Origin of the sequence: Corynebacterium sp. c25Ua_89 (genome assembly GCF_047459735.1) — a bacterium.
GTDB classification, from domain to species: Bacteria; Actinomycetota; Actinomycetes; order Mycobacteriales; family Mycobacteriaceae; genus Corynebacterium; species Corynebacterium simulans.
Genome location: NZ_JASBOD010000002.1, coordinates 22,627 through 45,661, shown reverse-complemented (window position 1 = coordinate 45,661; position 23,035 = coordinate 22,627). Strand labels below are relative to the sequence as shown.

Here is a 23,035-nt window from a genome sequence, read left to right as displayed (position 1 = left end):
GGAGCAGCGCTTTTGCGCGTTTTTATCACCGCCCGCGGTGCCAAGTGAGCACACCATCGATGCGGTCCAGCCTCCCGCGGCCTGGCGGGGCGTTCGGGTCGTCTTGATTGACCCCGTTGTGGTAGCCACAGCAGGTGGTCAGATTCGCCATGTTGGTCTCGCCGCCCAAGCGCCAGGGGTGTATGTGGTGGACTTGGGCTTCATCGGCGCCGATGTTGCATTCCGGCCACGGGCACGTCGGATTTTCCGCGGCCGCCATAAGTCGCTGCTTCGAGCTGGCATGCCTTTGTGCGCGGTATAGGTTCACCGGGCCTTCCACCGGGTGGATGAGCGTAAACAGCTCGCCGAGGCCGGCGTCGGCAAGCACGCGCTCCAAGTAATCTTTTCCAGTCATGGTGGCGCCGTTGGTCAGCCGCAGGGTGATCTCGTCGCCCGTGCCGTGCAGGACGTCGATAAACTCCGGCAGGCGCACGATGACGTTAGTGCGCGGCGTCGGGCGCTGTGCAGCCTTCACGCCGCCGTAGAGAAGGCCGGTCAGTTGCTCCACAGGCTTGGTCTTATCCAAGCGCGCCCACAAGTCCGCGATCATGTCGCTGGGGCCGGTGATGGCGAGCGTCCACGCTTTGCGACGTCGATACAACCGCGCCCCAGCACGCGGCCCCCGTGCCGGCCTGCGGGTCAGCCGGCGCGCCTGCTTTTCGATGTCGCTGGCGGGCGCCTGCAGCGCGCAGAGCTTCTCGCGCAGCCGCCACGCTTCGGCCTGGTTGGCCGCCTTGGCGGCGTAGCGTTCGATGATTTTTAACACCGGCAGACTGTGCGTGGACTCGCGGGCCGTGCGCTGTTTGGCGCTAAATTTGGTGGGGCCGAAGTAGGTATGCGCCAGGCGGGCGAGCATGCGGGCCTCGGTATCCGGGGCGCCGAGGGCTTCTAGTTGCGTGGCAGACATGCCTTGGGCCCCGGCGATGATGTCCATGCCGGGGCGCAGTGCGTCAAGGTATGCCTGAAGAGTCATGCCTTAAACGCTAGGAGCGTTAGTCAACCGATTGCTAGCCCCAATTTCTTTTTCGGGCTAAATCTGTGGATAACTCATCGTAAGCTCGCTATAGCAGCGAGGAGAGGAATTCCTTAGTTCGCGGGTGCTGCGGATCGTCGATGACCTGCTGCGGAGTGCCAGATTCGATGACTTGGCCGCCATCCATGAAGAAAATCTTGTCGGCGACTTCTCGGGCAAATCCCATCTCGTGGGTGACCACCAGCATGGTCATTCCACCCGCGGCGAGATCCTTCATCACGCGCAATACCTCGCCGACGAGTTCGGGATCGAGTGCAGAGGTCGGCTCGTCGAAAAGCATCAGCTTCGGCTCCATCGCCACCGCCCGCGCGATGGCCACTCGCTGTTGCTGGCCGCCCGAAAGCTGCACCGGATAGGCATCCGCCTTGTGCGCAAGGCCTACCTGCTCGAGCAGCTCCATCGCGCGTTTCTTTGCCTTTTCCACCGGCTGCTTTTTCACGTTCACCGGCGCCTCAATGATGTTTTCGAGCACCGTCCGGTGGGCGAAAAGGTTAAATTGCTGGAAGACCATGCCGATATCGGCGCGCTGGGCGGCGGCCTGCTTTTCCGTGATCTCGTAGAGCACTCCGTCGCGCTCGCGGTAACCAATCAGGTCCCCGTCGACGTATAGTCGGCCCGCCGTGACCTTTTCTAGGTGATTGCAGCAGCGCAAAAACGTAGACTTGCCCGAGCCCGAAGGCCCCAGCAGGCAGGCGACCTCGCCCGGCATGACGTCGAGAGTGACGCCTTTCAACACGTCCAAACTGCCGAAGGACTTGTGCACGCTTTGTGCGGAAATCATTGGCGTAGCCATTAGTTATTTACCTCCGGGATGACGGAAACGTTACGGGGGATGGTGCCCTCGGCGTCGGCAAGCGCTGCTAGCTGACGCCCGGTGAGCTCACGCGTGGCACCGCGTTCGAAGCGGCGCTCCAAGAAGTACTGGGCCACCATCAGTAAGGAGGTGATCACCAGGTACCACGTGGCCGCGACCATAAGCAGCGGGATGGGTTCGAAGAGAGCGGCGGAGATATCGGTGGCGCGGCCGAAAATCTCGTAGGTATAGGGCACCGCAACCACGAGCGAGGAGGTCTTGAGCAAGGAGATGAACTCGTTGCCCGTCGGCGGGATGATAATGCGCATTGCCTGCGGAAGCACAGTGCGGCGCATGGTCATCCACCAGCCCATGCCCAGAGCCTTGGAGGCTTCTTTCTGGCCTTCCGGCACTGCAGAAATGCCGGAGCGGACGATTTCTGCCATGTAGGCCGCCTCGTTCAGGCCAAGCCCCAGCACGGACAGCAGGAAGGCGTTGGTCAACACTCCCGAGAGTGAAATCTCGGTGAATCCGAGGTTGACGGATTGATAGAGCGCGGATAAAAGGCCCCAGAACACCAGCTGCACGTAGACCGGGGTGCCGCGGAAGATCCACAAAAATAGCCAGGCGACGCCGCGCAAAACCGGGTTGGGGGACATGCGCATCACCGCGAGCACCGCGCCACCGACGACGCCGATGAGCATCGCGAGGATGGTAATGGCCAGGGTATGCAGGGACGCAGCCCCGATGCGCTTGTCAAAGAGGTACTGGAAGTAGGTATCCCAGCCAAATGCCTCGTTGCGCGCGGAGGCGATGACAAACCAGAGGCCTAGAAGGACGAGGATGGTGGCAAAGACCCAGCGCCATGGGTGACGCAGGGGACGAGCCTGAATTTCTTGCGGCTGCGCGGCCGGGGTTGCCTTAATCATTGACTGGCCTTTCGTTAATCATTGCCTGGTCCACGAGGCCCTCAGAGATGCCCCAGCGGCTCAAAATCTTTTTGTATTCGCCTGTTTCGATGAGGTAGTCCAGTGCCGCAGCGGCAGCAGGACCGAGCTCGGAGTCTTTCGGCACCGCCAACCCATAAGGTGCGGCGTCAAACATGTCACCGACCATGCGCATCTTGCCCTCTGAGCGGTTGACTGCCCAGGAGGAGACAGGCGAGTCGGCGGACATTGCGTCCGCGCGGCCCATCAACACGGCAAGTGCCGCGTTGTCGCTGGTGTCATAGGCCAGGATGCGCAGGTCGCCGCCGCAGGCATCGCGTTTCGGATTAAGGTCGTCGGTTTCTGAGACCGTGGTGCGCTGGACCGCGACGGTAAGCCCACACGGGTTTTCCGGGTTTACGTCTTTGATGCCCTCGGTGCGCTCGGCCCATTGGATGCCGGCGTAGAGGTGGTCGACGAAGTCGAAGTTTTTGCGGCGTTCCTCGTTATCGGTAAATCCGGTGGCGCCGATGTCGATTTGCCCGGATTGCACCGCGGGCAGGATGAGCGAGAAATCCTGTTCGACGGGTTGGAACTCGAGCCCTAGGACGTCGGCAATAGCGTTGGTGATGTCCATCTCAACGCCGACGAGCGCGCCATCGGAGTCCTTGAACTCGAAGGGCGCAAACGGCGGGTTGGTGCCCGCCGTGAGCACGCCATCGTTGTCGTGGTACATCGCCGCGATCTCCGGAACCATCTCGATGTCAGGTGCTTGCCAGCCCTTAGGCATGGAGGATTCCTCGTTGGTGACGCATCCCGTCGCTAGGACGGTGCAACTTAGTACCACGGCTGTGGTGGCGATTTTTCTTTTCATTGGGGTGTTCTAACTTTGCTTTTCCGGCTCGTTGTAGGCCTTGGCCTTGCGTGCGTCGATGAAGATGAATACGGATACGATGATGCCGCCGAGCACCATCATCGCGATGATTGTCCCGCTCGACGCGTCCTGGTCCGCGCCCCACGGCCACAAAGCGCGCAGGGAGCCGAACATGAAGCCGGCCATGGCTGCCAGGGTCAGCGAGCGGTGATTATCCAATAGGTAGTTGAGCAGCTTTACAAACGCCGCGAGGCCGCACAGGGCACCCAAGGCGAATACGGCAATGGTGCCCAGCTCGCGGTCGGAAACGGCGCCGATGACCGGCTGGTAAAGGCCCATCGTCAGCAGAATCAGCGAGCCCGAGACACCGGGGAGCACGAGCGCGCAGACCGCTACCATGGCGGCCAAGAAGACCACGATGAGTGAGGGATTGTCCACCGGCTCCGAGGTAAATCCCGTGACAAAGAAAATAAGTCCGGCCGCCACTGCGAAGGTGGCGATGGAGGAGGCCTTGAAGCGCTCAGCCCGAGTCATCATGGAGATCGGCACGAAGATGGATACCGCCACCATTCCTAAAAACAGGGCGCTTGATATCGATACTTGGCTCTCGACGAAGTTGTGCAACAGCGTCGACAGTCCAAATACGGCCGCGAACATGCCTACAGCGACGGAGGCGAGAAAGCCCCATTCCACCTTTTTGAACCGGCCTGAGATAAGAAAGTTTGCATTGTGCAGCGCGCGTTCGTAAATGCCCACGATAAGCGCGACAGTGCCACCGGAGATTCCGGGGACGAGCTCTGCCGAGCCTATGAGTGCGCCGCGAATGGCGTTGAGAATATATTGCATACTTTCGAAACTAACCTTGAATGATCGGGTTCTGGGGCGTGACGTGCCGCAACACGGCCGAGATTTTTAAGCAGCCGGAGAAATGCCGTGCCGCCCGAGGTATAAATCTATCACAATAAATACCACTCGCGGCATATTATTCACTCAACGTGGCAAAATTTTGGGCTAAGTAGCAAAATGTGTGTCCGCTACGGCGTGTCGTGGGTACGTATCTCTAGGTATAAAGCCTCCTAGGGGCTACGTGGCTTCCATCATTGTGAGCACAAGGTGTGCGCCTCGGACATCGCACATACCGGTTTGTGTGCGCCTCGTTTGAGGCGTCGTAGAGGGCCGGTATGAAGCCTTTAAGCGTTCTACCTGCAATGCGCCGCAGGTAGCTAATCTAAACCGTTGCATTCCGCTCTGATGAACCCCGCGACAATGAAGTTGTATTCACGGCTTCTAAGAGTCGGATGCTGTGGACTACCACAGACTCACATCGAAAGCGGTATTTCGCTATCTAACCTGGCTTATTTCGTATTCGATGAAACAAACCAAGCATTTATATATTCTGGCCAGCACCAATGCTTGGAATCAGACACACTTTCTGCTACTTAGCCCCAAAATTTTGGGTCCCGAACGCAAAAATCCCCTCGCCAGGCAAAGTTGCCAAGCGAGGGGATGAAGGTAGTGCCCCTGGTGAGACTCGAACTCACACTGAATGGGTTTTGAATCCATTGCCTCTGCCAATTGGGCTACAGGGGCGCGTCTTGTTGACTGGAAAGCAGTTTAGCGCAGCCGGGCGAGCAATTACTAATTAGGTGGGGGTAAAGGCTCTATGATGGGGCGAGTGACTTCTTCGACAACACATAATAAGACCACCAAACCGCGCCTTTTGCTTATCGACGGCCACTCCATGGCCTTCCGCGCTTTTTATGCGCTGCCGGCAGAAAACTTCGCCACCTCCGGCGGCCAGCACACGAATGCGGTGTATGGATTTTTGTCCATGCTCTCCAACATCATCGCCGAGGAGAAGCCGGAGTTCGTGGGCGTGGCTTTCGACGTCGGGCGCAAGACCTTCCGTACCGAGATGTTCCCGGAGTACAAGGCCCAGCGCGAGGCTGCGCCCGAGGAGTTTCGCGGCCAGGTAGAGCTCATCCGCGAGGTGCTCGGCACCCTGGGCATCACCACGCTATCCCGCGAGAACTTCGAGGCCGATGACATCGTGGCCACGCTGGCTACCCAGGCCGATAATTATGAAACCCTCATCGTTACCGGCGACCGCGACTACCTGCAGCTGGTCAACGAGGACACCACCGTGTTGTACCCCATGCGTGGCGTTTCCACTCTGCATCGCTTTACCCCGGCCGCGGTGGAGGAGAAGTACGGTCTGACTCCGCAGCAGTATCCGGATTTTGCGGCCCTGCGCGGTGATCCTTCCGATAACCTGCCGAGCGTTCCCAAGGTGGGCGAGAAGACGGCCACCAAGTGGATCCTCCAATACGGCACCCTCGAGGGTCTTATCGAGCACGCCGCGGAAATCAAGGGCGTGGCCGGTCAGAACTTCCGCGATCGCATCGAGCAGGTGCGCATGAACCGCAAACTCACGCAGATGATCACGGACATGGATTTAGAGGTTGGCCCCGACGACCTGGCTTTCCAGGGTGCAACCGTTAGCGAGGTGGCCGAGAAGTTCGACGAGCTCGAGTTCGGCACCAATCTCCGCGAGCGCGTGCTGGAGGCCATTCCGAACGACGGCGGTGGGGCGCCGGCCGTGGAGGAGGCACCGACGCAGGAGATTAAGGTCGTCGACAAGCCTTTGGCCCAGTGGTTGGAAGGCAAGGAGCACGTCGCGGTCTTCGTCACGGGGGACCCCCGTCCGGGTCAGGGCGATGCCAGCGCGCTCGCGCTTGTCGACGCCGACTTTGAAGGCATGCAGGTCGAACTCGGCGAATTGAGCGCGGAGGATGACGCCGCGCTTGCCGCCTGGCTTTCTTCTTCTGCGCCGAAGTATTTTCACGAGGCCAAGGCCGCTTTCCATATGCTGGCAGGCCGCGGCATCGAGCTGCGTGGCATCGCGCACGATACCGCGATCGCTGCCTACCTGCTGCGCCCAGGCCAGCGCACCTATGACCTGCCGGATGTCTATCAACGCCACCTGAAGAAGACTCTCGCCCAGGCCAGCGACCAGCTCTCGCTGCTGGATGATTCTTCCCTGGTGGACCAGGCGGGTGCCATCATGGAGCTGGCCGCGGCGCTTACCAAGCAGCTGCAGGATATCGATTCCTTCGAGCTTTATACCGACTTGGAGCTGCCGCTCGTGGGCATTCTCGCGCGCATGGAAGCCACCGGTATCGCCGTGGACGTGGAGATTCTAGAAACCCAGCGTGATGCCTTCATCGAGCAGGTTGCCGAGCAGGAGCGCGCTGCCCGCGAGCTGGCTGGCGACGAGACGCTGAACTTGAACTCGCCAAAGCAGCTGCAGACCGTGCTCTTCGAGACCTTCGAGATGCCGAAGACGAAGAAGACTAAGACGGGCTATTCCACCGCGGCCAAGGAGATTGAGCAGTTGGCGGTCAACCACCCGCACCCGTTCCTCGATCATCTGCTTGCCCACCGCGAGTACCAGAAGATGAAGACCACCCTGGAAGGACTCATTAAGACCGTGCAGCCGGACGGTCGCATCCACACCACCTTCAACCAGACGGTGGCTTCCACGGGTCGACTTTCCTCCACCGAGCCGAACCTGCAGAACATCCCAGTGCGCACGGAGGCAGGGCGCCAGATTCGCTCTGCGTTCATCGTGGGCGCGGAGTTCGAGACCTTGATGACGGCCGATTATTCCCAGATTGAGATGCGCGTGATGGCGCACCTGTCTGAGGATCCAGGGCTTATCGAGGCCTATCGCGAGGGCGAGGATCTGCACAACTACGTCGGCTCGAAGGTCTTCGACGTGCCGGTCGATGAGGTGACCTCGGAGCTACGCCGCCGTGTCAAGGCGATGTCTTATGGTCTAGTCTATGGCCTTTCCGCGTTTGGCTTGTCCCAGCAGCTGGGCATCCCGGCCCGCGAGGCCAAGGAGATCATGGAAAGCTATTTCGAGCGTTTCGGGGGCGTGAAACGCTACCTCGACAACGTCGTTGAGCAAGCCCGCAAGGATGGCTACACCGCGACCGTCTTCGGGCGCCGTCGCTACCTGCCGGAGCTGAACTCCGATAATCGCCTCGCGCGTGAGAATGCCGAACGTGCAGCGCTGAACGCTCCGATTCAGGGCACGGCTGCGGACATCATCAAGGTCGCCATGATTCGCGTGGATAGGGCGCTCGAGGGCATGCGCTCCCGCGTGCTGCTGCAGGTCCACGACGAACTTGTGGTGGAAGTCGCCCCAGGCGAGGCTGATGCGGTCCGCGAGATTCTAGAACGCGAGATGGATTCGGCCATCGAGCTCAACGTCCCGCTCGAGGTCTCCGCCGGTGCCGGTAAGGATTGGGATGCCGCAGCGCACTAAGGCCCGCGCACGCCTGGTAGCCCAGGGCATCGAGGACCACGGTATCCCGGCCTACGCGAAGGCGAAGTTAGAAAGGCAGCGGGCGGCGCTCGACTAGGCAATTAGCCAGCATGTCGAAGGGCGTTTGGCCCGTTGCCAAAACTGATATTCCTAGCACGCCGAGAACTATTGCCTCCACGTGTGGCACGCCGGTCAAAGAGATGAGCGTGAGAAGAATCCAGCTATTGCGCAGCGCGGCCGACCACCAGCCGGGCTTGTCAGTGATGACGCGCAACTGCAGCGACCATTTGCCCAGCGAGGTGCGTTTGCGTGCCTCACAGATAACGCGGTAGAGGTAGAACACGCTGGCAAGGGCCGCGATGTCGTAGATGGCGGCGGCGTGGCCTGTGATGGGGGCGTCGAAAAGCGCGTTGATGGTCCACCGCACCACCATGATGATGGCGGCGGCGAGGAAGGCATCAATCCACCACGCCACGACGCGGCGGAGGGTGATGCCCAAGCGCTCTTTAACCAAAAAATCCATGCGCTATAGATTACTCATAGTCGATTGCTGCTAAACGGCGGTGCAGATAAAAATGATGCTGCCGGGGAAGATTTCGCCGCGCTCGCGCGACCACTGGCCCCAGGTGATGTCGAGGTCTTGCGGCCACTCCGGCTCGAGGACGTCCTCGATGAGAAAACCGCCGCGGGTTTGTAGCGCACGCACCCAGTCGCCGAGTGTGCGGTGGAACTCCGCGTAGCTCAAGTTGCCATCAGCGTCGTGCTCTAAGTAGGCGCGGTCAAAATAGGAGAGCTCAGCGGTGAGGTTTAGCGGGTCATCGGGGAAAAACCAGCGCATCGGGTGAGTAGCGGAGATGACCAAGCGCCCGCCCGGGCGCAACACGCGGTGGACCTCGGTCAGTGCCGCGTCCAAGTCAGCAATAAAAGGGAAAGCGCCGAAAGCAGAAAAGGCGATGTCGAAGGACTCGTCGGCATAGGGCAGCGCTAGGGCATCTGCCTGTACTAGCGGCAGGCCGCTCGGCGCGTGGGAGAGCATGCCGCGTGAGATATCGAAGCCGGTGGCAAAGCCCGCCTTATCCTGCAACCACGCGGTACAAGGTGCTGAACCACAGCCAATCTCGAGCACGCGCGCGGCGGCGAGGAAGGCGGCGTCGCCAAGCAGGTGTGCGTCAGCCTCGTGCAGCATCTCCGGGCACCAATAAAAGGAGGAAAGATATTCCGGATGCGCGGCATGATAGGCCGCGGCATCGTTGTCCCAAAAGGATTGGTTCGCGCGGGAGGGAGTCTGCATGGATGAAGTCCTTGTGAAAAATTGAAGTATTTGCCGTTTTAGCTGCGCGGATGTAGTATTGCACGGGCGTGTCTATGCCGTGGGTTGTCTAAGGCTTCCGTAGGAGGGCTTTATACATCGTCACGGCGGGATCGGAATCCATCCTAAACTATCGCTATTTTGCCTGTTTAGAGACGCTTTTCGAGAGACGCGTAACTGTCCATTTACGATCTCCTACATCAATTCGGAGCATTTCTACATATGCCAACTTCTAACACCCCTCAGGTTGCGATCAACGACATCGGAACCGCTGAGGACTTCCTCGCTGCCGTTGACGCCACCATCAAGTACTTCAACGATGGTGACATCGTCGAGGGCACCGTGGTCAAGGTTGACCACGACGAGGTCCTGCTCGACATCGGATACAAGACCGAAGGCGTCATCCCATCCCGCGAGCTGTCCATCAAGCACGACGTCGACCCAGATGAGGTCGTCGAGGTCGGCGATCAGATCGACGCACTCGTTCTCACCAAGGAGGACAAGGAAGGCCGTCTGATCCTGTCCAAGAAGCGCGCACAGTACGAGCGCGCTTGGGGCGCAGTCGAGGAGCTGCACGCCAAGGAAGAGCCAGTTACCGGTACCGTTATCGAGGTTGTCAAGGGTGGCCTCATCCTGGACATCGGCCTGCGTGGCTTCCTGCCTGCTTCCCTCGTCGAGATGCGTCGCGTCCGCGACCTGGAGCCGTACATCGGCCAGGAGCTGGAAGCAAAGATCATCGAGCTGGACAAGCAGCGTAACAACGTTGTTCTGTCCCGCCGTGCATTCCTCGAGCAGACCCAGTCTGAGGTTCGCTCCGAGTTCCTGCACCAGCTGCAGAAGGGCCAGGTCCGCAAGGGCGTTGTTTCCTCCATCGTCAACTTCGGCGCATTCGTCGACCTCGGCGGTGTCGACGGCCTGGTTCACGTTTCCGAGCTGTCTTGGAAGCACATCGATCACCCATCTGAGGTCGTCACCGTCGGTGACGAGGTCACCGTTGAGGTTCTCGACGTTGATCTCGACCGCGAGCGCGTCTCCCTGTCCCTGAAGGCTACCCAGGAAGATCCATGGCGCGTATTCGCCCGCACCCACGCTGTGGGCCAGATCGTCCCGGGCAAGGTCACCAAGCTCGTTCCGTTCGGCGCATTCGTTCGCGTCGAAGAGGGCATCGAGGGCCTGGTTCACATCTCCGAGCTGGCTCAGCGCCACGTCGAGGTTCCGGACCAGGTTGTCACCGTTGGCCAGGAAGTCATGGTCAAGGTCATCGATATCGATCTCGAGCGTCGTCGTATCTCCCTGTCCGTTAAGCAGGCAGACGAGGACTACACCGAAGAGTTCGATCCGTCCAAGTACGGCATGGCTGACTCCTACGACGAGCAGGGCAACTACGTCTTCCCAGAGGGCTTCGACCCAGAGACCAACGAGTGGCTCGAGGGCTACGACGAGCAGCGTCAGGCTTGGGAGGCACGCTACGCGGAGTCCGAGCGTCGCTTCAACCTGCACACCGCTCAGATCGAGCGCAACCGTGCCGCAGCCGCTGAGGCTGCAGAGGCTAACGAGTCCTCCAACTACTCCTCCGAGTCCAACGATGCAGCTCCGGTATCCGAGGCTTCGGCTGAGGTTGGCGGCTCCCTGGCTTCCGACGAGCAGCTTGCTGCTCTGCGCGACAAGCTCGCTGGCAACTAATCCCAGCTAGCTCATAAAGGCCGCATCCTCCGTTTGCTTCCAAGCGCGGGGTGCGGCCTTTTCGCGTACCCTGGCCAATTATGAAACTGATTGGTTTGACCGGTGGCATAGGAAGCGGAAAGTCCACCGTGGCCGAGCTTCTGGCAGAACGCGGCTGGAACGTGGTCGACGCAGATCAGATTGCGCGCGACATCGTCGAGCCGGGCCAGCCCGCCCTAGCGGAGCTGGCAGAATCTTTCGGTTCCGACATCCTCCAAGCGGATGGCAGCTTGAATCGAGGCTTGTTGGCACAGCGCGCTTTTGGCGACGTCGCTTCTACCGCGCGCCTCAACGAAATCACCCACCCGCGCATTGCGGCTGAGACCGAATCCCGTTTCGCGCAGGCCCGCAAACGCGGTGAAGTTTTTACCGTCTATGACATGCCCTTATTGGTGGACAAAGGTCTGCACCACGGCATGGACTATACGGTCGTGGTCGACGTCGCTGTTGAGGAGCGCGTGCGCCGCCTCGTCGAGTTCCGAGGTTTGGACGAGGAAGACGCGCGGCGTCGGATAGCGGCACAGATCCCGGATGAGGAGCGCCTGGCCGCAGCGGATCTCGTCATCGACAACAACGGTGCGCGCGAGGCGTTGGTGCCGCAAGTAGAGCGACTAGTGGCGGCCCTCGACGCGAAAATTTAAATTTTGTTGCGATGAATGTTAACGCTGCGCTTTAGCTGCGTTCACTTTCCTTTCCTATTGTCTCAATCTATGGGAACGTGGGATGTAGGACCTTTCGACAATCACGCGGCGTGCGACCTGCTCACCGCTATTCGTGATGGCTCCTTCGATTTCGAACGTTTCAAGCGCATGTGCGCCGCCCCGCAACTCGACGTCGACGAGGCCGAGATGGTCATTGCCCTTGGCATGTTGGCCAAGACCTCACCTGAACATTTGCCCCAGGGTGTTAGCACAGAAAGCATCAACGCGCTCTACAAGCCGCAGTCGCGGGCGTGGTTACGCAAGCAGATAAACGCCACCCTCGACCCGGATTCCTCTTCCGTGTACGCACTGTGGGAACCCACCGGTGAGCTAGAGACGTGGATTATGGCTGTGCGCGCTGCCTTGCCCTAAAACGCTAGACTTGCGGGCATGGCATTTGCAGCGGAACATCCAATTTTGCCGGTCTCTGAGCATCGCCCAGTGGGCGAGGTGGAGCGTCGCTCCGCCGAATTCAAGGTGGAATCAGAGTTTGAGCCCTCCGGAGACCAGCCCTCCGCCATCGCGGAGCTAGACGCGCGCCTGCGTCGTGGCGAAAGCGACGTTGTGCTCATGGGCGCTACCGGTACCGGCAAGTCGGCAACGGCGGCCTGGCTGATTGAGCAGCAGCAGCGCCCCACGCTGGTTATGGCGCCGAACAAGACCCTGGCGGCACAGCTTGCGAACGAGCTGCGCCAGCTCCTGCCGCATAACGCCGTGGAGTACTTCGTCTCTTACTACGACTACTACCAGCCCGAGGCCTATATCGCGCAGACCGATACCTACATCGAGAAGGATTCCTCCATCAATGAGGACGTCGAGCGGCTGCGTCACTCTGCCACTTCGTCGCTGCTGTCCCGCCGCGACGTCGTCGTAGTTTCCTCCGTTTCGTGCATTTACGGTTTGGGTACCCCGCAGTCCTACCTGGACCGCTCGGTGGTCATTGAGGAAGGCGAGGAGATCGACCGCGATCGCTTCCTGCGCCTTTTGGTAGATATCCAATACGAGCGCAACGACGTCGGCTTTACCCGCGGTACCTTCCGTGTCAAGGGCGATACCGTGGATATTATTCCGGCATATGAGGAGCGTGCGGTGCGCATTGAGTTCTTCGGCGACGATGTCGATGAGCTTTACTACATCCACCCGCTGACCGGTGACGTCTTAGAACGCGTCGACGAGGTGCGCATCTTCCCGGCGACGCACTACGTGGCGGGGCCGGAGCGCATGGCCAAGGCCGTGGAAGACATCAAGGCGGAACTGGCTGAGCGCCTGGAGGATCTAGAAAACCGCGGCAAGCTGCTCGAAGCCCAGCGCCTGCGCATGCGCACCGAGTATGACCTCGAGATGATCGAGCAGGTGGGCTTTTGCTCAGGCATCGAGAATTACTCCCGCCATATCGACGGCCGCCCGGCAGGTTCTGCGCCGGCCACGCTGCTGGATTACTTCCCGCAGGACTTCCTGACCATCATCGACGAGTCCCACGTGACGGTTCCGCAGATCGGCGGCATGTTTGAAGGCGATATGTCGCGCAAGCGCAACCTCGTGGAGTTTGGCTTCCGCCTTCCTTCGGCCACGGATAACCGCCCGCTGACCTTTGACGAGTTCGAAGAGCGCGTGGGCCAGACCGTCTATATGTCTGCTACTCCGGGCAACTACGAGCTGACTGCCTCTCAGGGCGAGTATGTCGAGCAGGTCATTCGCCCAACCGGCCTGATCGACCCAAAGGTGACGGTCAAGCCCACCAAGGGGCAGATCGACGATCTCATCGACGAGATCCGCACCCGTACCGCAAAGCAGGAACGCGTGCTCGTTACCACCTTGACCAAGCGCATGGCCGAGGACCTCACCGACTATCTCTTGGAACACGGCGTCAAGGTTCGTTACTTGCATTCGGACATCGACACCCTACAGCGCGTGGAGCTGCTGCGTCAGTTGCGCCTTGGTGAATACGACGTCCTCGTGGGCATCAACCTCTTGCGCGAGGGCCTTGACCTTCCGGAGGTCTCTCTGGTGGCCATCCTGGACGCGGACAAGGAGGGTTTCCTGCGCTCGACCACCTCGCTCATCCAGACTATCGGCCGTGCGGCTCGAAATGTCTCGGGCGAGGTCATCATGTACGCGGACAAAATCACCGAGTCCATGCAAGAGGCCATTGATGAGACCGAGCGCCGCCGTGAAAAGCAGATTGCCTATAACAAGGAACACGGCATCGACCCGCAGCCGCTGCGCAAGAAGATTGCGGACATCTTGGACCAGGTCTACGAATCCGATGGGGAAGAGCAGGACTCCGCCGACCCAGCAGCGATGGTGGACAAACCCGACGTTTCGAGCATGGCTGCCGACGAAGTGCAAAAGCTTATCGACGACCTCACCGCCCAAATGGGGGCTGCGGCCCGCGAGTTGAAGTTCGAATTGGCGGGTCGTTTGCGTGACGAAATTGCCGATTTGAAGAAGGAATTGCGTGGCCTGAAAGAGGCGGGAATCTAGTGTGCTGCGGTGACGACAAACGGCACCAAAAGTGAGAAAAACAGCACTTTCCATTCGGGGTATAAAATGCCACGTTGCGCAACGGACAGGTCACAAAGTTGTTAAACTTACGTTTGCGCCTTTATAAGGATTAGCAATTTGCACATTCTGCATCATCATTTGGGGTATAAGGCCCCTGAAGAAAGGTCATCATGAGCGATTACAAGAAGATCGTGGTCGGCACTGACGGTTCCAAGTCCTCCCTCCTTGCAGTGGAGCGCGCCGCTAAGATCGCCGCCGCATTCGATGCAACTCTTATCATCGGTTGCGCTTATTACGAGAACCAGGAGCAGGCTTCCAAGACCCTGCGCCAGGATTCCGTGACCATTTTGGGTGACCAGAAGGCAGAGGCTAACCTCACCACCGGCAAGGAGCACGCTGAGAAGTTCGGTGCCACCAAGGTAGAGACCGCCGTCCGCCCGGGCACCCCGGTCCAGGCCCTGATGTCCATCGTTAATGACAATCAGGCCGAGCTGCTCGTCGTTGGTAACCGCGGCATCAACTCCCTGACCGGCCGCCTGCTGGGTTCCGTGCCGGCTGACGTTGCTCGTCAGTCTGACTGCGACGTTATGATTGTTCACACCGTGAGCTAATATCTTGCTTTAAGAAAGCCCAGTCAGATTCCCTCGCGGGGAATCTGACTGGGCTTTTCGCTTGCGCTACTCGACGTCGTCGGTCTCCGCTGCGTCCTTTGCAAACGCCTCAGCCTCAAGCTCCGCCGAAATCTTGTGCATCTGTGCGGCGAGCTCCGAGCCGGAACCGCCCTGGATGAGGGGGATGCTAAACGAGCCTTCCTCGTTGGCGTCGGCAAGCGGGCCCAGTGAACCGTGGGAAAGCAATTGCTCCTGCGGCGAAAGGTTGCGGATGGCCACCGCGGCCACGCGGTCTGGGTGCTCGTTCGCGGCATCACCGTAGGTGAGCGGATCGTGCTGGCCATCGTCACCGATGAGCAGCCATTTCATCCATGGGAAAGCGATAAAGAGGTTACGCAGCTGCACGCGCTTGTGCTCCTGGCCGTTGCGGAAAAGCCCGGTGGGGGTAGGGCCCCAGTCAGTCAGCAGGAGTGGACCACGCGGGAAGCCGTTGTGCTCCATGAAGCTGACCAAGGTGTCGTAGGTATTCCACGCGCCGGTGGACAGATAGATGAAAGGCATCTCTGGGTGCTGTTCCTGCAACTGCTGATAGAAGCGCGCCATGCCTTCAACCGGCTGGCGGGAGTTGGTGCGCTTGACCCAAGAGTTCCAGGCCGCAGTCATCGCACGCGGCAGCCACGTCACCATGACGGTGTCATCGATATCGCTGACGACGCCCAGCGGGGAGTCCTCAGACACGATGAGCACCTCGGAGGTAATGGGCTCGGCGCCGTCTGCCTCGATGACTACCTCGTGCCAGCCGGCACCTAGCCCATGCTCGTGGACCAAGATATCGAGATAGCCGTTGTAATTGGTCCGGCCGTGGACGGTCTTGCCATTGACCGTGACACGGACGTCGAGGTTGTTTACCTGAATCGTGAAAAACTGACGGTAACCGCGCTGCGCCCACGTCTCGGTGGCCTCGGCCGCTGGATCGTGCATGAGCACGCGGCCCAAGACGTGGACGAATTCCGTGTTGCCGTATCCGGCATAACCCGTAAGTTCCGGCGTCCAGCCTTTGCGGGTGGTGCGCTCTAGCGCCACCTTATTTGTGGAGCGTTCAATTTTGCGTGCGATGTCAGATAGAGCCATGCCCACCAGACTAGTGGAAAGTCTCTTGGAAACGGCCGGCCAAGGTCAGCGTCTGCGTCGCACGCGTGAGTGCAACGTAGAGATTTTGCAGGCCCTGAGGCGAGGCGGCCACGATGGCATCAGGGTCAACGACCACCACGTGGTCGAATTCGAGCCCCTTGATCTCCTCGACGTTCTCGCGCGTGATGACGGCGTTCAAGCGCCCGTCGGCATCGGTGAAAGTCCCCGGTGTGTGCGTTGCTGGCTGCGCGGTGAAGACGACTTCCGCGCCGTCGCGGACTGCCACAGCCGGAGCTGCCTCGGGGTTAATGAGCTCGAGGAGGGAATTGGCCAGCTCGGTAATCGGCTGCGGCGTGCGGTAGTTCACGGTCAGCTTGTGGTGGCGGAAGCGCTGGGCCACGAAGGGTTCAAGCGCTTCGGCCCAATCGTCTACGCCAGCGGGCGCTCCGGTTTGCGCGGTATCGCCCACGAGTGTCATCCAGCGCGACGGGCTGCGGCGAAAGAGCATGCGCCATTCCATCGGGCTTAATTCCTGGGCCTCGTCGACGATGATATGGCCGTAGGCCCACGTGTAGTCTTCCTGGGCACGTTGCGCGGTGGTGCGGTTATCGCGCACCTCTTGGCGGCGGGCAAGGGTCTCAGCGTCGATGACGTCGTGTGCAGACAGGATTTCGGCGTCGAACATGTCATCGTCGTTGTCCGTGGAATCGGAGGAGGACAAGATGTCGAGCGCGTCTTCGGCGTCGGCAACTTGCTCGCGCCAGGCCTGATCCGCGGCAGCCTTTTCCTCCTCTGGGTTCGGCATGCCGATGAGTACCGCGAGCTCGTCGAGGAGCGCGGCGTCGGATGGCGCCCAGGCGTCGCCCTGCGCGCGGTACAGGCCGTCGCGGGTTTCGGCGTCGTAGTCCGGTGCCGCGGCGTCGATAAGCGCATGCGAAGATAGCAAATCCGCCAGCACTGCGCGCGGGTCCAAGGTAGGCCAGAACTCGTCGATGAGCTCGCGCACTTGTGGCTCCTCCGCCAGGTCATCGTGGAGCTGGTCGATGTCCGCACGCGAAAGCAGGTTCTTGCCACCTAGTGGGTCGGCACCAATTTTTTCTGCCATCTGCTGAGCGAGTGACTCCGTGAGATGTTCGGCGAAGGCCGCCTGCGCGTCATTGTGCGGCTTGCGCGAACGCCGCGCGCGGGTGCGGGCCGCCTTAATCATCGCGGTGTCGACGGTCAGCTCCAAGTGCTCCGCGCGAATGCGGCGCGGGCCTGCTGGAAGCGTCTGGTAGTTTTTCACCGCGGCTGCGAGAATTTCCACCATCGCCTCCGAACCTTTGATTTCGCGCGCGGCCAAAGACTCATGGTGGGTGGGGCGAACGCCGGGGAAGAGTTCACCGATGGTGGAAAGAACCACGCCGGTTTCACCCAGTTCTGGAAGGACGCGCGAGATGTAGTCAAGGAAGGTGGAATTAGGCCCTACGATGAGCACGCCCGTGGCCGCCAGCTGCTCGCGATGGGTGTAGAGGAGATAAGCCACGCGGTGCAAAGCTACTGCGGTCTTGCCCGTGCCGGGACCACCTTCGACCACGAGTACGCCCCGGGTGTTATCGCGGATGATCTCGTCTTGCTCGCGCTGAATGGTCTCCACGATGGATTCCATGTGGCCGGTGCGAGCACGCTGCAGTGCGTGATAGAGCGCGGACTCGCTGGCGACGCCCGCGGTTTCTTCCGCCGCGCCAGCACCGGAGAGGACTTCATCGTTGATATCAGTTACGGTTCGGCCCTTGGTACGGATGTGGCGGCGGACCGTAACGCCCTCTGGCTGCGCTGTGGTGGCCAGGTAGAAAGGTCGTGCCATCGGCGCGCGCCAGTCCAGCAGGAGAGTGCGGTAATCCTCTTCGCGGGCATCCAAGCCCATCCTGCCGATGTAGCGGCGGTCTAGGCCTTCTGCGGTGGGATTATCGCCTGGGGCATCGATATCGATGCGGCCGAAGACGAGGCCTAGCTGCGCGAGATTGAGGCGGTCCAGCTTGGCCTGCAGGCCGTGGTACTCCGTTTCACGGCGGACGAGGGCATCCGCATCAGGCGTGTGCGGGTCCACTGCGGCCTGCACCTCGTTGAGGCGTTCGTTGGCTTGGGCGACCTCGTGGTCGAGCCTTGAGAAGAGGCTGTCAACGTAGGCCTGCTCAGCGGCAATCTCCTGTGCTACCTGCTCGTTCTGCGGGTGATTTGGGCTATTTTCTGGGGAGGCCACGACGGTTAATACACCTCAATACGCGAAGAGATTGATAAAACGACAACGGCCCAGCATACCTTGCTGGGCCGTTGGAGGTTAAAGGCTTAGTTCAGGCGGTCACCGAACTTGTTGATTGCCTTGTCGAGCTTCTTGGAAGCTTGCTTCTGCAGCTTCTCAGCGCGCTTGGAAGCCTTCTTGGCAGCACGCTTGTTGGCCTTGGTATCAACCTGTGCGCGAGCGAAGTCAGCGCGCTCCTGTGCCTTGGAAGCTGCCTTCACAGCGTTCTTGCGAGCCAGCTCAGCGTTTTCCTGGGCGGTGGATAGCCAGTCATCCTTGTTGTCATCGATGAAGCTCTTTGCCTGCTCGGCGCTGTCCTCGATGAAGGAGCGAGCGGAATCCACCAGGTCCTTGCCGGTTGCCTGCCAGTCATCCTTATTGTCATCGACGTATTCCTTAGCGCCCTCGAACCAATCGCTGGCCTTGGTGGAGAACTCGTCGGCACGGTCGGAGAGGTTATCAGCGAACTTCTGCTGCTCGGACTTGGTCGGCAGAGCCTTTTGGATCTTCTTGTTGGTGCGCTCGGCGGACTTGGATGCGCGCCATGCCAGGGACGGCTTACCCTCGGTGTCCTGGGTAGCGATGAACAGTGCGCCAAGCAGAGCGGTGTTGGTAATGAAACCGTTGCGGCGATTGTTCTTCTCCTCAGAATCCTCTGCCTCCCAGAAGGCGTTGCGGCCGAGGAGATTAGGCAGGGTAGAAAGCGCCAACACTGCTGCGGAGGTGCGCGGTGCCTTGCCCAGCGCCAAGGTGGAGCCGGCGCCGACCTTCAGGCCGCCGACTGCGCGGGCAGCCAGCTCTGGGTCGTTCGGGATGTAACCGGCGTACTGTGCCGGGACAACCTTGCGCAGACGCTGCAGAACGGACTCGGTCTCGGCTACGTGGTCGGAGGCGTTACGCAGGGTATCGACGCCGTCCCAGACAAAAACAGAAGCCAGCATAGGGCGAGCAAACTTACGAATCACTTGTTACTCCATTCGTTGAGATTCATTGAGTAAAGTAATGAACTTCTCACCAGTGTACGGAAAACGCCGACCGCTGTGGGTGGAAACCGTGCTTATCCACCCACCACCTGGTGTGCAAAGGTCGCATCTACCAGCGGCGCTGCCACCATTCAGCAAGTTTTGGACGCTCCTCACCCAAAGTGGTGGATTTGCCGTGGCCGGGTCGCACGATGGCGGAATCTGGGTAGACATCGAAGATGCGCTCGTTGACGTCTTTATAAAGGCGTACAAAGTCACCTTCCGAATCGGTGCGGCCCACACCGCCGGGGAAGAGGCTGTCGCCCACGAAGAGATTCGTGGTCCCATCGATATCGACGGCGATGGCGACGCCGCCTGGGGTATGGCCGCGCAAAATAATCGCCGGGAATTCGTGGCCTGCGAAAGTCAGTGTGTCTCCCTGCTTCAACTCGACGTCGACAGGCGCCGGCATCGCAGGGGAGTCGAGGAAGGAGGCGTAGTGGGTAGCGCCGGTAGCTTTGATTACTTCCTTAGTGGCGCGGACATGGTCCCAGTGGCGGTGGGTAGTAAGCACGGCGCTAATGCGGACGCCGTTTTCCTTGGCCAAGTTGAGGAGTGCGGGAGCGTCATCCGCGGCGTCGACAAGCAGTGCTTCTTCCCCGGCACAGATGAGGTAGCAGTTGTTGTCCATCTCGGACACGGAAATACTTTTGAGCTTTAGTGCGTTATTCATGTGTCCAACCCTACGGGTAGATTTCGAGATAGACATTTTTCACTGGTCTGGCTGCTTATCCCCAACAGAACCTAGGATGGGCGCGAAGCTAGGCTGACAAAGGAGGCAATAAGTGGCTGATCGTTTGGTCGTACGCGGTGCTCGCGAGCACAATCTCAAGGGCGTCGATATCGACCTGCCGCGCGACAAGATGGTGGTCTTTACCGGCCTTTCCGGTTCCGGTAAATCATCGTTGGCTTTTGACACTATCTTCGCGGAAGGCCAGCGGCGTTATGTTGAATCGCTGAGCTCCTACGCCCGCATGTTCCTAGGTCAGATGGACAAGCCTGACGTCGAATTCATTGACGGCCTTTCTCCCGCGGTCTCGATTGACCAAAAGTCCACCAACCACAACCCGCGTTCTACGGTGGGCACCATCACGGAGATCTACGACTATCTGCGCCTTTTATTCTCCCGCGCGGGCACGCCGCATTGCCCGAAGTGCGACGCCGTGATTGAGCGTCAGACCCCGCAGCAAATCGTGGACACAGTGCTTGAACTCGAGGAAAAGCTAAAGTTCCAGGTCCTGGCTCCCGTGGTGCGACACCGCAAGGGCGAGTTTGTGGATCTCTTTGCCGATCTTGCATCTCAGGGTTTCTCCCGCGTGCGGGTTGATGGCGAGGTTTATCAATTAACTGAGCCGCCGACGCTGAAGAAGCAGATCAAGCACGATATTGACGTGGTGGTGGACCGTTTGCAGGTCAAGGCTTCACAAAAGCAGCGTCTGACCGATTCTGTCGAAACTGCGCTCCGCCTGGCAGACGGTCTCGTTACCCTAGACTTCATCGATCGCCCCGAGCTCACGCATACCTACTCGGAGAAGGCCGCCTGCCCCAATGGTCACACCCTAACCATCGAGGAATACGAGCCGCGTGCGTTTTCATTCAATGCGCCTTTCGGCTCCTGTCCAGAATGTGACGGTCTAGGTACCCGCCTTGAGGTCGACGTAGATCTGCTGATTCCGGATCCTGACGCCCCAGCAGTCGACGCTATCCAGCCGTGGCATTCCAGCCCGAATTCGCGCTACTTCGTCAAGCTCGTCGAGGGTCTTGGTAAGACGTTGGGCTTTGATCCGCAGACTCCGGTTTCACAGCTGACAAAGCAGCAGCGCGATGCCCTGATTTACGGCACCGACGTGGAAGTAAATGTGCGCTATAAGAACCGCTACGGCAGGCAGCGCAACTGGACCGCTCCCTTTGAGGGTGCGATCGGCTTCTTGGAGCGCAAGCTCGAGCAGGCCGATTCCGAGTCGCAGAAGGACCGTTTGCTGCGGTACACCCGCCGGGTGGCTTGCAATACCTGTAATGGCACGCGCCTGCGCCCGGAGATCTTGGCTGTGCGGCTTGCCTCCACCGCGCACGGCGAGAAGTCCATCGCGGGGCTGTCCGCGCTGTCTATCGAAGAGGCCGCGGAGTTCCTTGACTCGCTGGTACTGGGGCACCGCGAGGAAATCATCGCTGGCGCAGTATTGAAGGAGATTCAGGCCCGCCTGCGATTCCTGCTCGACGTGGGTCTGAATTACCTCACCTTGGATCGTGGAGCTTCCACGCTTTCTGGTGGTGAGGCGCAGCGCATCCGCCTGGCAACCCAGATTGGTTCGGGTCTGGCTGGCGTGCTGTATGTGCTGGATGAGCCTTCCATTGGTCTGCACCAGCGTGACAATCAGCGCCTCATCGCTACTTTGAAGCGCCTCCGCGACATCGGCAATACGTTGATTGTGGTTGAGCACGATGAAGACACCATCCGCGAGGCCGACTGGCTTGTTGATGTTGGCCCGCGCGCCGGCGAATACGGCGGCGAGGTTGTCTATCAAGGTGAGCCCGCCGGCATCATGGATAAGGAAGAATCGCTTACGGGTCAGTATCTGTCTGGCAAGCGTGTGCTGGCGGTGCCGGATAAGCGTCGTGAGATTGACCCTGAACGCAAGCTCAAGGTAGTCGGCGCTCGGGAAAACAACTTGAAGGGCATCGACGTTGAGATTCCGCTCGGCGTGCTTTGCTGCATCACCGGTGTATCGGGTTCCGGCAAGTCCACGGTGGTCAACCAGATTCTGGCCAAGACTCTGTCCAACAAGCTCAACCGTGCGCGCCAGGTGCCAGGCCGCGCCAAGCGCGTCGAGGGCGTCGAGCACCTCGACAAGCTGGTGCAGGTGGACCAGAGCCCGATCGGCCGTACCCCGCGTTCCAACCCGGCTACCTACACCGGTGTATTCGACAAGATTCGCAACCTCTTTGCGGAGACCCAAGAGGCAAAGGTGCGCGGATACAAGCCAGGCCGTTTCTCCTTTAACGTAAAGGGTGGCCGCTGCGAGGCCTGCCAGGGTGACGGCACGTTGAAGATCGAGATGAACTTCCTGCCGGACGTTTATGTCCCGTGTGAGGTCTGTGAGGGTGCGCGCTATAACCGGGAAACCCTGGAGGTCCTCTACAAGGGCAAGAACATCGCTGAGGTCCTCAATATGCCTATCTCCGAGGCCGCCGAGTTCTTCGAGCCGATCACCTCGATTCACCGTTACCTCGCCACGCTTGTCGACGTCGGACTGGGTTATGTTCGCCTGGGTCAAGCGGCCACCACGCTGTCTGGCGGCGAGGCGCAGCGCGTAAAGCTTGCTGCTGAGCTGCAAAAACGCACCAAGGGGCGCACCGTCTACATTCTGGACGAGCCAACCACGGGCCTGCACTTCGAAGACATTCGCAAGCTCATGCTGGTTATCCAAGGGCTGGTGGACAAGGGTAATTCGGTTCTTATCATCGAGCACAACCTTGACGTGATTAAGGCCGCTGACTGGATCGTGGACATGGGCCCCGAAGGCGGAAATGGCGGCGGTCGCGTCGTAGCCGAGGGCACACCAGAAGATGTCGCAAAGGTGGAAGGCTCCTATACAGGCCAGTTCCTGAAGGAGCTCCTGTAGTCACCTCTGGCAGTGAGCGCGCAATTAGTTGCGCGTGGCGATTTGGCTCTGCGGGAAGTGGGGGTTATACTAATCAGCACTACCGCCCGTAGGGCCTTCTCCAGGAGGTCACGGGTCACAAGCGGAGTTTCT

General features: G+C 60.0%; 18 protein-coding genes and 1 tRNA gene. 7 read left to right on the top strand and 12 right to left on the bottom strand.

Going from position 1 to position 23,035, the window contains the following annotated elements:
* Nucleotides 1–25: 25 nt before the first annotated feature.
* From QKB66_RS02975 to QKB66_RS02950, 6 genes are all read right to left on the bottom strand, one after another.
* Nucleotides 26–1,012 (bottom strand): HNH endonuclease signature motif containing protein, encoded by a 987-nt coding sequence (locus tag QKB66_RS02975; protein WP_414252654.1) that lies wholly within the window; start codon nucleotides 1,010–1,012, stop codon nucleotides 26–28.
* A gap of 88 nt (nucleotides 1,013–1,100) precedes the next feature.
* A complete protein-coding gene (locus QKB66_RS02970) occupies nucleotides 1,101–1,865 on the bottom strand; it encodes an amino acid ABC transporter ATP-binding protein (RefSeq protein ID WP_282440020.1) in 765 nt (254 codons plus the stop codon).
* Entirely contained in the window at nucleotides 1,865–2,794 is a 930-nt protein-coding gene (locus QKB66_RS02965) for an amino acid ABC transporter permease (RefSeq protein WP_311518291.1), read from the bottom strand. The genes QKB66_RS02970 and QKB66_RS02965 overlap by 1 nt, the downstream gene beginning before the upstream one ends.
* Nucleotides 2,787–3,665 (bottom strand): ABC transporter substrate-binding protein, encoded by an 879-nt coding sequence (locus QKB66_RS02960; RefSeq protein WP_414252653.1) that lies wholly within the window; start codon nucleotides 3,663–3,665, stop codon nucleotides 2,787–2,789. The genes QKB66_RS02965 and QKB66_RS02960 overlap by 8 nt, the downstream gene beginning before the upstream one ends.
* A gap of 9 nt (nucleotides 3,666–3,674) precedes the next feature.
* Nucleotides 3,675–4,511: a DUF368 domain-containing protein gene (locus QKB66_RS02955; RefSeq protein WP_414252652.1), complete on the bottom strand. Its 837-nt coding sequence runs from the start codon at nucleotides 4,509–4,511 to the stop codon at nucleotides 3,675–3,677.
* A gap of 670 nt (nucleotides 4,512–5,181) precedes the next feature.
* A tRNA-Leu gene (locus QKB66_RS02950) sits at nucleotides 5,182–5,255 on the bottom strand.
* Between the two features lie 151 nt (nucleotides 5,256–5,406).
* Between QKB66_RS02950 and polA the strand changes: the two genes are divergently transcribed.
* Complete coding sequence (gene polA / locus QKB66_RS02945; RefSeq protein ID WP_414252853.1) at nucleotides 5,407–7,998, top strand: DNA polymerase I; 2,592 nt, start codon at nucleotides 5,407–5,409, stop codon at nucleotides 7,996–7,998.
* Nucleotides 7,999–8,065: 67 nt separating this feature from the next.
* On the opposite strand, the gene QKB66_RS02940 is transcribed toward polA, so the two are convergent.
* Nucleotides 8,066–8,521, bottom strand: coding sequence for an RDD family protein (locus tag QKB66_RS02940; RefSeq protein WP_201054688.1), 456 nt, complete (start codon nucleotides 8,519–8,521; stop codon nucleotides 8,066–8,068).
* A gap of 30 nt (nucleotides 8,522–8,551) precedes the next feature.
* On the bottom strand, nucleotides 8,552–9,289 hold the full coding sequence (locus QKB66_RS02935; RefSeq protein WP_414252651.1) for a class I SAM-dependent methyltransferase: 738 nt from the start codon (nucleotides 9,287–9,289) through the stop codon (nucleotides 8,552–8,554).
* A 240-nt stretch (nucleotides 9,290–9,529) separates the two neighbouring features.
* Between QKB66_RS02935 and rpsA the strand changes: the two genes are divergently transcribed.
* The 5 genes from rpsA (at nucleotide 9,530) to QKB66_RS02910 (ending at nucleotide 14,846) form a co-directional block, all read left to right on the top strand.
* Complete coding sequence (rpsA, locus tag QKB66_RS02930) at nucleotides 9,530–10,990, top strand: 30S ribosomal protein S1 (protein ID WP_414252650.1); 1,461 nt, start codon at nucleotides 9,530–9,532, stop codon at nucleotides 10,988–10,990.
* Nucleotides 10,991–11,070: 80 nt separating this feature from the next.
* Nucleotides 11,071–11,670, top strand: a complete 600-nt coding sequence (gene coaE, locus QKB66_RS02925; RefSeq protein ID WP_248091994.1) for a dephospho-CoA kinase — start codon at nucleotides 11,071–11,073, stop codon at nucleotides 11,668–11,670.
* A 69-nt stretch (nucleotides 11,671–11,739) separates the two neighbouring features.
* Entirely contained in the window at nucleotides 11,740–12,102 is a 363-nt protein-coding gene (locus QKB66_RS02920; protein WP_311518293.1) for a DUF4259 domain-containing protein, read from the top strand.
* An 18-nt stretch (nucleotides 12,103–12,120) separates the two neighbouring features.
* Nucleotides 12,121–14,214, top strand: a complete 2,094-nt coding sequence (uvrB, locus tag QKB66_RS02915; RefSeq protein ID WP_061922690.1) for an excinuclease ABC subunit UvrB — start codon at nucleotides 12,121–12,123, stop codon at nucleotides 14,212–14,214.
* 191 nt (nucleotides 14,215–14,405) lie between these two features.
* A complete protein-coding gene (locus QKB66_RS02910) occupies nucleotides 14,406–14,846 on the top strand; it encodes a universal stress protein (RefSeq protein WP_061922687.1) in 441 nt (146 codons plus the stop codon).
* Nucleotides 14,847–14,912: 66 nt separating this feature from the next.
* On the opposite strand, the gene QKB66_RS02905 is transcribed toward QKB66_RS02910, so the two are convergent.
* The 4 genes from QKB66_RS02905 to QKB66_RS02890 form a co-directional block, all read right to left on the bottom strand.
* On the bottom strand, nucleotides 14,913–15,977 hold the full coding sequence (locus QKB66_RS02905; RefSeq protein WP_311518295.1) for an App1 family protein: 1,065 nt from the start codon (nucleotides 15,975–15,977) through the stop codon (nucleotides 14,913–14,915).
* Between the two features lie 10 nt (nucleotides 15,978–15,987).
* Nucleotides 15,988–18,219 carry a HelD family protein gene (locus QKB66_RS02900; RefSeq protein WP_311518297.1) on the bottom strand — a complete coding sequence of 744 codons (2,232 nt, stop codon included), beginning with the start codon at nucleotides 18,217–18,219 and terminating at the stop codon, nucleotides 15,988–15,990.
* Nucleotides 18,220–18,305: 86 nt separating this feature from the next.
* A complete protein-coding gene (locus QKB66_RS02895; RefSeq protein ID WP_248092003.1) occupies nucleotides 18,306–19,223 on the bottom strand; it encodes a DoxX family protein in 918 nt (305 codons plus the stop codon).
* Nucleotides 19,224–19,350: 127 nt separating this feature from the next.
* A complete protein-coding gene (locus QKB66_RS02890; RefSeq protein WP_061922676.1) occupies nucleotides 19,351–19,953 on the bottom strand; it encodes an MBL fold metallo-hydrolase in 603 nt (200 codons plus the stop codon).
* Between the two features lie 112 nt (nucleotides 19,954–20,065).
* Here QKB66_RS02890 and uvrA point away from each other — a divergent pair, with 112 nt between their 5' ends.
* Entirely contained in the window at nucleotides 20,066–22,903 is a 2,838-nt protein-coding gene (uvrA, locus tag QKB66_RS02885; protein WP_414252649.1) for an excinuclease ABC subunit UvrA, read from the top strand.
* The last annotated feature ends 132 nt before the right edge of the window (nucleotides 22,904–23,035 follow it).